Source organism: Caloranaerobacter azorensis DSM 13643 (assembly GCF_900129995.1).
In the GTDB taxonomy this organism is placed as follows: domain Bacteria; phylum Bacillota; class Clostridia; order Tissierellales; family Thermohalobacteraceae; genus Caloranaerobacter; species Caloranaerobacter azorensis.
Genome location: NZ_FQXO01000012.1, coordinates 46,509 through 56,121, shown reverse-complemented (window position 1 = coordinate 56,121; position 9,613 = coordinate 46,509). Strand labels below are relative to the sequence as shown.

General features: G+C 31.6%; 5 protein-coding genes. All 5 read left to right on the top strand.

Annotated features, from left to right (window positions below):
- Positions 1-219: hypothetical protein (locus tag BUB51_RS12975; protein WP_200791876.1), on the top strand; the 219-nt coding region annotated here is incomplete at its 5' end.
- 95 nt (positions 220-314) lie between these two features.
- The gene (locus tag BUB51_RS03185; protein ID WP_073195434.1) at positions 315-1,820 is read left to right on the top strand and encodes an S-layer homology domain-containing protein; all 1,506 of its coding nucleotides are present in this window, start codon (positions 315-317) and stop codon (positions 1,818-1,820) included.
- 109 nt (positions 1,821-1,929) lie between these two features.
- Positions 1,930-2,847 carry an S-layer homology domain-containing protein gene (locus BUB51_RS03180; RefSeq protein WP_073195432.1) on the top strand — a complete coding sequence of 306 codons (918 nt, stop codon included), beginning with the start codon at positions 1,930-1,932 and terminating at the stop codon, positions 2,845-2,847.
- Between the two features lie 278 nt (positions 2,848-3,125).
- Positions 3,126-7,532, top strand: a complete 4,407-nt coding sequence (locus BUB51_RS13555; protein ID WP_073195430.1) for a S8 family serine peptidase — start codon at positions 3,126-3,128, stop codon at positions 7,530-7,532.
- Between the two features lie 69 nt (positions 7,533-7,601).
- A complete protein-coding gene (locus tag BUB51_RS03170) occupies positions 7,602-9,509 on the top strand; it encodes an S-layer homology domain-containing protein (protein WP_073195429.1) in 1,908 nt (635 codons plus the stop codon).
- Positions 9,510-9,613: the final 104 nt, after the last annotated feature.

Sequence of the window (9,613 nt, the reverse complement as noted above, 5' to 3'; positions counted from 1 at the left end):
AATGGGAAGCGAGTTAAACGAGGGTTATTCAAAGACAAAGTTGTAAATAAAATTGTTAATGCTAATTTAAACGGAGCAAGGAATATATGTATATTGGGCAGTAAAAAAGCACAGCAGAGATACAAAGCAGGAGGTGAAAACCGTTGGCTTAATTTTAAGCTGTGCAATCCTATAAAAGTAGAAAGCGACTTCGAGTTATGCAGGCTTATAGCCTCATAATAGAAGTATCGGATAAGACCTATAAATCTATAAAGATTTATAGGTATGCGTTGCTTTCTATAAGATTTTTATAGATATAAGTCAACGGTGTCGTAATGAAGAAAATATCAGTTATACTAGTGTTAGTGCTAATGCTTAATCCGTTTATAGTTTATGCTAAAGTAAATAATGCGGGATTTGAAGGTGGAATTCATAAAAATGAAATGGACTACAAGAAAACTAAACAGTATAAAGAAGTAATTTTCTTGACCGGTGAACCTATTCTTTTAGAAGGAACTGTTGCAATAAAGATAAAAGATAAAAGATTGCAATATAAATATGAATTATCCAGTAAAGATGGACAAGTTACTCTAGAGAGGGATATAGAATTAGAAAGGATAATAGATCAAAGTTCTCATCCGAGTCAGATAGTTGAAGTTAATAATATATTAGATTATGATGAGGAGATTGTAATAAAGAATGGTAAGAACAAGACGACTTATACGTTAGTGGATTATCAGTTTCATAATTCAACTATAGATGATTGTGAGCCTGTTGTTGCTTTTTATTCAGGTAATTGGGTGGGGACCAAGACGTATTCGATTAATAAAGATGAAGGACAAGTGGTAGTAGAAATTACAGGAAATATATATGGTTATGACCATTATTGGGGAGCAACAGAGACTCAAAAAATTCATAAAGACATAAATTATACTTTAAATTCAGGAGATACCACTTTGGAGTGGTCTGGATATGCAGATATAGATGTTTCATTTAATAGAACTAAAAATATTGAGTATTTTGAAAATGCTGCATATCTATCGAGTTTTGATGGTGGCTATACTCTTACAGAGAAAGAAGAGACGATAATGGAGTATAAATATAATCTTCCATATCTAGATAAAACGGAGCAAGAGCAGGAGCGTGTTGTAGCGAAGTTAAGAAACAAAGGAAATGGTGTAGAGAGATTTGAAACTCATCCTACACAGAAGAAAATGTATATTCCTAAATTTGAAGATATAAAAGGGTATTGGGCAGAAAAAGATATTAAGAAATTAGCAGGACTTCAAATAATAGATGCGAATAATAAATATTTTGGAGGTAATTTGCCAATAGAGAGACAGGAATTTGCTAAGTGGATAGCTAAAGCAGTAAATCTGGTTAAGGAAGAGAAGAAACCGAAAAGATCATATGTAAAACCAGAGATTAATCCACCAGTATTTAGTGATGTAACTAGAGAAAATCCTGATTATGAATATATTAAAGCGATAAAAGAAAAAGGGATAATGAACGGAATAGGAGATAACAAATTTATGCCAAAGGGGAACCTAACCAGAGCACAAGCTGTAACTATAATAATCAGGGCGTTAGGTATAGAAAGATTAGCGCCTAATCCGCCATTTACAACGAGATTTAGAGATGATGAAAAAATACCTAAATGGGCTAAAAAGGCTATATATGTAGCACAACAAATAGGACTTGCTGAAGGCAGTCCCGAAGGATATTTTTATCCAAACGATTATATGACAAGAGCAGAAGCAGCAGTTTTCTTAAATAGATTCATTAGCTATTTACAAGAGGATTTTAAAACATATTATAGAGACATGATATTGGGCTATTAGGATTAAAAAACACACTTTAGTGTGTTTTTTTTGTAACAATAATGAAATATTTGCCTATAATCCCAATGGTATAATATAATTATAGAATTATAACAGGGGGGTTATTATAATGTATAAAAAAAATAAGTTTGTGATTTTTTCTATTTCTATTTTATTAATTTTCAATTCTACTATCTCATTGGCTAGTCTTGAAGATGCATTGAAAGGACACTGGGCTGAAGAACTTGTAGATAAAAAGTTTTTTAATGAATATTTTTCCTATTTGTCCGAAGCAGATTATAAAAATTTTTCTCCTAACATGGCAATATCTAGAAAAAACTTTTACCACTCACTATCAAGTTTGATAAAAAGGTATAATAATAAGAATGAAGAGATAATAGGAAATGCAAATGATGAGAAATCAGAGAATGAGAATATTACTCGCAAGGAAGTAGCAAGTCTATTAGTTAAATCTTTAGAAATTTGCAAAGGTAATAAAGAAATATATGATTTAACAAATCCATTTACGGACTTAGATAATATTGAAAAAGAATATAAAATAGATATTTTGAAGGGTTATAAATTAGGTTTGATTAAAGGCTATTCAAATAAGACTTTTAAGCCTAATAATGAAGTATCACAGATTGAAGCAGTTTTATTACTACAAAGATTAGAAGGAGAGTTGTCAATGGATAAAAGTAATATACCTTTTAAAGTAATAGATAATAAAAAAGTATATACTCAAATAAATAGAAAGATTAGTGTAAAAAATAATGACGATAAGATAATCGTTACTATATATGAAAAATTACCTAACCCTGGATATAATGTAGCTGTTGAAAAAATAATAAGAAGCAAAGAAGGTAAATATGATATTTATATAGAAGTAGAATCTTCAAATAAGTATGAGATGAATTTACAAGTAATAACTTTCAATGTCCTTACGATAGAAATCGATAAAAAATATATTGCAGATGATTCATATTCATTTAACGTTATAGGCGGGTTAAATAATCAGAATAATAAAGATGGACTTGTTGACATGTAATATACTTGAGTGACTGTATAGTCGCTCTTTTTTTATGTTTTGTAGATAATTAATAAAAGTTAAATTTGAGATAATATGTCGAAAAATGTCGATAAAAAATTTTAAAGTAAATAGAGGAAAATATAAATATATATAGAATATTTAGAAAGATAGAAAATTTTAAATATTTAAACAATAAGCAATAATATGAGAAAAGGGGGGATTGGAGAGTATAATTAATTAATTTTTCTGCTTTTGTTATTGTCTTTATAATATTTTTTAGAAAGAGGGGGATGGAGTTGAGAAATAAAAGGATTTTTTCAATTTTGTTAGTGTTGGCTGTATTAATAGGAACTTTTGGCACAGCATTAGCTTCGCCGATCGATAAAATTTATAAGTCAAACTTAAATACTTTAAGAGAATCTCTTAATAGACATAGTATAGAAGCCGATCCTAGAGCTAAAGGATTACAGGATGATGATGATGTAAGGATTATTGTTGAATTAGAGGGAAGACCATTAATCGAATATGCAACAGAATATGGAGTTAAAGTAGACGAATTAAGCGAACAGACAGCTAGGGTAATCACTGATGATTTAGTTAACATGCAGGAGAGAATTAAAGAAAACATTGAGGAAAAAAATATTGATATTGAGTATCATAATAGTTTTGTTAATGTAGTTAACGGATTTAGTGCAACAACAACTTTTAAGGAAGCAAAGAGAATTGAAAGAATGCCGGGAGTAAAGAGAGTTACAATAGCAAATGAATACAGCAGACCAGAACCAGAAATGGAAACAAGTAAAGATATGGTCGAAGCAGTAGAGACATGGAACTTAGGATATAATGGTGAGGGTACAGTAGTAGCTATTGTTGATACAGGTATTGATCCAAGCCATAAAGATATGAAATTAACTAATCCTGACAAAGCTAAACTGAATAGAGGAAAGGTAGAAGACATAATTTCAAATGAAGAGCTTCCTGGTAAATGGTTTACAGACAAGGTTCCATATGGATATAACTATATGGATAATAATTTTGAGATATTAGACCTTGGGCCAGATGCATCAATGCATGGTATGCATGTTGCTGGTACTGTAGGTGCAAATGGGAACGAAAATGAAAATGGAATCAAAGGGATAGCACCTGAAGCTCAGCTTTTAGCAATGAAAGTTTTCGGTAATAACCCTTCCATGCCTTCGACTTTTGGAGATATAATCATCAAAGCAATAGATGATTCTGTTAAATTAGGTGCAGATGTTATAAATATGAGTTTGGGTTCAACTGCAGCTTTTGTTTTACCAGATGATCCAGAACAACAGGCTGTAACTAGAGCCGTTGAAAATGGAGTATTAGTATCAATTTCAGCTGGTAACTCAAATCATATAGGAGATGGATATGCTGATCCTCTAGTTCAAAACCCAGATATTGGGGTTGTAGGTTCTCCGGGGCTTACAGCAGAATCACTACAGGTTGCTTCTATTGAAAATACTCATATTAAAGCAGAGGCATTAGCATATTCTGATGAAGATGGGAAACAGCAGTTAGCTGGGTATGTTTTAGCAGGTTCTTATGATCCAGTAGAAGTATTTGATGGTCCTCAAGAGTACGTATATTGCGGATTAGGTGGAACTCAGGAAGATTTTGAAGATGTCGATCTTGAAGGTAAAATAGCTTTAATAAAGCGCGGCTCGTATGCTTTTGTAGATAAGATAATGAATGCACAAAATAATGGAGCAATAGGTGTTATAGTATTTAATCATGAGTCAGGTGGAGATAATCTAATCCATATGATGTATCCTGAAGAAGGGAAAATACCAGCAATATTTATAGGAAATACTGATGGTTCAAAATTATTAGAATTAATAGAAGAGGGTAAAAATAAGATTGAATTTAAAGGTGACAGAAAAACTATATTAAATCCTAATAGTGGTAAAATGTCAGATTTTACTTCATGGGGTGTAACTCCAAATCTTGAATTTAAACCTGAAATAACAGCTCCTGGCGGACAAATATATTCAACTCTACAAAATAATAAATACGGTATTATGAGCGGAACTTCAATGGCAGCGCCGCATGTATCAGGTGGAGCGGCTCTAGTACTTCAAAGAATAGACGAAAAATTTGGATTAACAGGGCCAGATAGAGTAAAAATGGCTAAAAATATATTGATGAGTACGGCTAAACCTAATATAAATAAAGGAGTTATTTATGATTATTTTGGATTAGAAAATTATACTTCACCTAGAAGACAAGGTGCTGGTGTAATGGATCTTTATGCAGCGACTACTACACCTGCTATAGTAGTAGATAAAGATACGGGATTAAGTAAGGTTAATCTAAAAGAAATAGGAGATGTAACAACATTTACTTTGACTGTAGAGAATTTTGGCGATGAGACTGTTAGTTATGCAGTATATGGAACTGTATGTACAGATTTTATTTATAAAGGTTCGAATTATTTAGAACCTCAGGGTGTATATAAAGAAGGTACAATTGACGAGGACACTGGTGTTGGTGAATTCCCAATAACATTTGAATTTACAGATGGAACAGTTATTGACAACGTATATAATGTATTAGAAATACCAGCAGGCGAGTCTATAGATTTTGATGTAACAATTGATTTAACAGATACTGTAGATTGGTGGGATGAGAAACCACTTAGTGAGGTATTCCCTAATGGTACATTTATCGATGGATTTGTAAGATTGGTACCAGTTGATGATAATGTTCCTGAATTAAGTATTCCATATGTAGGTTTTTATGGAGATTGGGATGATGCACCTGTAATAGATGTTACAAATTATGATGCTGATGAAGATAATAAGTCATTCTATGGACTAACAGTAATATCATGGCTAGATGAAAGTGGGGAGAAAAAAGTTTATAAATTCTTAGGCTATACTCCAGACGGCCCAGACAAGACAAAAATAGCTTTTTCACCTAATGGAGATGGAGTAGCAGATAGTATTATTCCGTTATTATCATTCTTAAGAAATGCAAGAGAATTAGATATTAATATATTGGATAAAGATGGTAATAAAGTTAGAGATTTAGCTTATGAAGAATATATTAGAAAGAACTATTTTGATGGTGGAAGAGGTAATAAATACTATGCTAAGGATAATTGGTCATGGGATGGTATTATAAACAATAAATTAGCAGACGATGGAGAATATATATATGAAGTTAGGGCTAGGATAGACTATCCTAACTCAAGATGGCAAACAGTACAATTCCCTGTAAGGATAGATACTGTACCACCAGTTATTGAAGAAGTAAAATATGATAAAGATAAAGATGTTATTGTTGTAAAAGCTAATGATGGAGATTATCCAATTTTGAAATATGAATTAATAGAAAATGGAGAAGTATTAAAAGAATCATCAAAAGGAGAATTTGATATTTCAAAATATAAAGGAGTACATGAATTTATAGTAAGAGTTTATGACTGCGGTTTGAATCATGTAGATACAGAACCTATAAATACAGGAGATAAAACTATACCATATATATTCATTGAAACTCCTAAATACTTTGGCATATATAATACTTCTGAAATATTGTTTAAAGGTTCAGTGAAAGACGATTCTGAACTTACAGAATTAAAAATCAATGGTCAAGATGTTGAATATGTATATAATGAGGGAACTGGAAAATACGATTTTGAAACTGTATTAAAATTACAAGAAGGTATGCAAGAAATAAATATAGAAGCAAAAGATGTTGCAGATAATTATATTGAATTTAAACATAAAGTATTTATAGATATTACAGCTCCAGTTATTAATGTAACTGAAGAACCAAAAGACAGAATAGTAGATTATACAGTAGATAGTGTAAATATATCTGCTGATATTACAGAGAATTTCCCAGATTTACTTGTTAAGGTAAATGGCAATGTTATAAAGAATATTCAACAAGAATGGGAGTACTTCAAAGATTTAGAACCAGCTAGTTATGAATTGAAGAATTATGAAGTAAAACTTGAGTATGGCGACAACATAATAAGAATAGAGGCACAAGATGCTGCGGGTAATGTAACATACAAAGAATATAAAGTTTATAGAAAACAGCAAGGTGAAGAGGACCCTGTATTAGATCAAGAAGTAATTATTACTAATACATCAGTAACTCCAGATTCTGATATAAGCAGTGAAAGACCTGTAAATATCAGAGCAGAGGCAAATCAAGAAGTTACTTGGGAAGTAAGTATTATTGATCCAAACAATGAAACTGTTAAAGTATTCAATCAAACTGGAACAGCATTTGATGCAAGTTGGAGTCCAGATGAGTTTAAGAAATTAAATGGTGAGTATAAAGTTGTATTTAAGGCTATAAAAGAAGAGAATATTGCAACAAAAGAAGCGACATTTACAGTATATAATTATCCAATTAAAATAAGAAATGTTGAAGTAATCAAGCGAGAAGGATATATAGCAGTAGAAGCCGCTATGGAAAACTTAGGACCTAGTCCACAAAATCCAATGCTAGTTATCCAAGTAACTGATGATAATGGATATGTTGTAAACATTTCAACTGTACAAATGGATAATCTACAGGCAGGCCAAGTAGTTAAATTGAGTTCAGGATTTGGCGTAAAAGAGAATGGTACTTACAATGTAGATGTTTATGTATGGTCTGGTTGGGATGATACAACTTCACTTTCAAGTCCGCAATCTACAACTTTCGTAATAGAGTAGGATTCTAAAATCAGGGGGGACCAATCCCCCCTCTAATACAATTATGAAAACAAAAGGGGGCAGGAAGGTTTGAAGAAGTTTTTTTCTGTAATATTGATACTTACTGTTTTGTTTGTAAGTGCATTTTCATCGATAGCAGCTAGTTCCCAATATGAAATCGAGGTTAACTTATCTCAAGACAAACTTTTACCGGGAAGTGAAGTTGAGATTTTTGGTAAAGTCAAAGAGAATGGTAATGGCTATTCAAATACACCAGTAACTATTGTTATAGAAAGAGAAGAAGATAAATCTAAAGTTTTCGTTAAGGAGCTTATGACTGATTCAAATGGAGATTTCAGAACTGTTTTTAAATTAAATAAGGACATAGCCTATGGCAAGTACGATATATATATAAGTTCAGTAGGGATAGTTAAGATTGTACATTTTACGGTAGAGAAAAACAAACCGACATCGGAATTAATATTAGAATTAGATAAAACAAAATACTATAGTGGTGACACAGTAAAGATAAGTGGTGTAGCTTATAAGGAAGGTGCTATTGTATCATATACACCGATTATAATCAAAATTTTTTATGATGATCAAATTAAATTTGTAAAAGAATTAATGACAGATAGTGAAGGTAAGTTCAGTGTAGAGTATAAGACTATGCCAGAGCAGGCTACAGGAGTATATAAAGTACAGGCTGAAGCGTTAGGGATTACTGTGGAAAAAACATTTAATATAGCTAAAAAGCCTTCTACCGGAGGTGGTGGCGGTGGAGGCGGAGGTTCTTCATCGTCTGGTGCAAGTAAAAATAAGGGTAAAGAAGTAAAAGAAACAGAACAGGGTAAATTAACCATTGAAAAAGATAAAAATGGAAATATATTAGCTACATTCGAAATAGACAATAGAAAATTAATGAAACAATTAGAAAAAGATAATCAGAATAAATTAATAATAAATGCTACAAGTGGTAAAGATGCCGACAGAGTTGCTATAAACATGGATTCTGAAATTGTTGTCGAAATTGGCAAAAAAGGCAGGGTTATAGAGATAGATATAGATCAAGTTAAAGTAGAAATAGAACCGGAAGCTTTACGTTTAGAAGAAAATTCAAAAATAAGTTTTGAGGTTAGAAAGCTCAAAAAGGAAGAAGCTAATCAATACTTAAAAGAGTTAAACGTCAGATATTTGCCAGTTTCAAACATATTCGATTTTAAATTAGTTCAGATTAAAGGAGAAAAAGAAACTAAACTAATATTTAAAAAGCCACTTATCATAACAATTAATTACAATAAAGATAAGGTGAAAAATTACAAGAAATTAGGAGTTTACTATTTGAACGAGTCCACAAAGACTTGGGAGTATGTTGGTGGATTACCAAGCCAAAATGGAACTATTACTTTTAAAGCAGGACATTTCAGTAAATATACAGTTATGGAATATAATAAAGTTTTTGCTGATGTAGATATTCCTTGGGCTAATGAAGCAGTAGAAGTTTTAACAGCAAGGCATATAATAGATGGTGTAGATGATAAACATTATGCTCCTTATGCTAATATCACAAGAGCTCAATTTGCTAAATTATTAGTTTATGCATTAGATTTAGAAAAAGGCGAAAATGAAGTTACGTTTACAGATGTAAAAGGAAATGTTTGGTATAAGGATTCAGTAGAAACTGCTGCAAGTTTAGGCATTGTGAAAGGTTATAATGGTTGCTTTAATCCAAATGGAGAGATAACTAGAGAGCAAATGGCTACAATGATAGTCAGAGCTATGAAGTATCTAAATCCGGATGCTGATTATAGTTCACAATTATCTTTTATGGATAAAGAGGAAATTTCTAACTGGGCTAAAGAAGCAGTTGGTATAGCTTATAATAAGGGAATTGTTAATGGTGTTGGGGAAAATAAATTTGCACCAAAAGATACTGCAAATAGAGCACAAGCTGCAGTGATGATTTATAGATTATTAGAAGTGCTTAATAGAATGTAAAGAAAGCTCCTGGTGGAATATTCCATCAGGAGTTTTCTTTTTTTGAAAGGATTTCAACAGATTTTATAGAATATTTTTAAGTGATTATGACAGAAGGAGATGGT

Bases quoted from the DNA above. Each gene is read 5' to 3' on its own strand.
- BUB51_RS03185 (WP_073195434.1), top strand. From the start codon at position 315: ATGAAGAAAATATCAGTTATACTAGTGTTAGTGCTAATGCTTAATCCG.
- BUB51_RS03180 (WP_073195432.1), top strand. From the start codon at position 1,930: ATGTATAAAAAAAATAAGTTTGTGATTTTTTCTATTTCTATTTTATTA.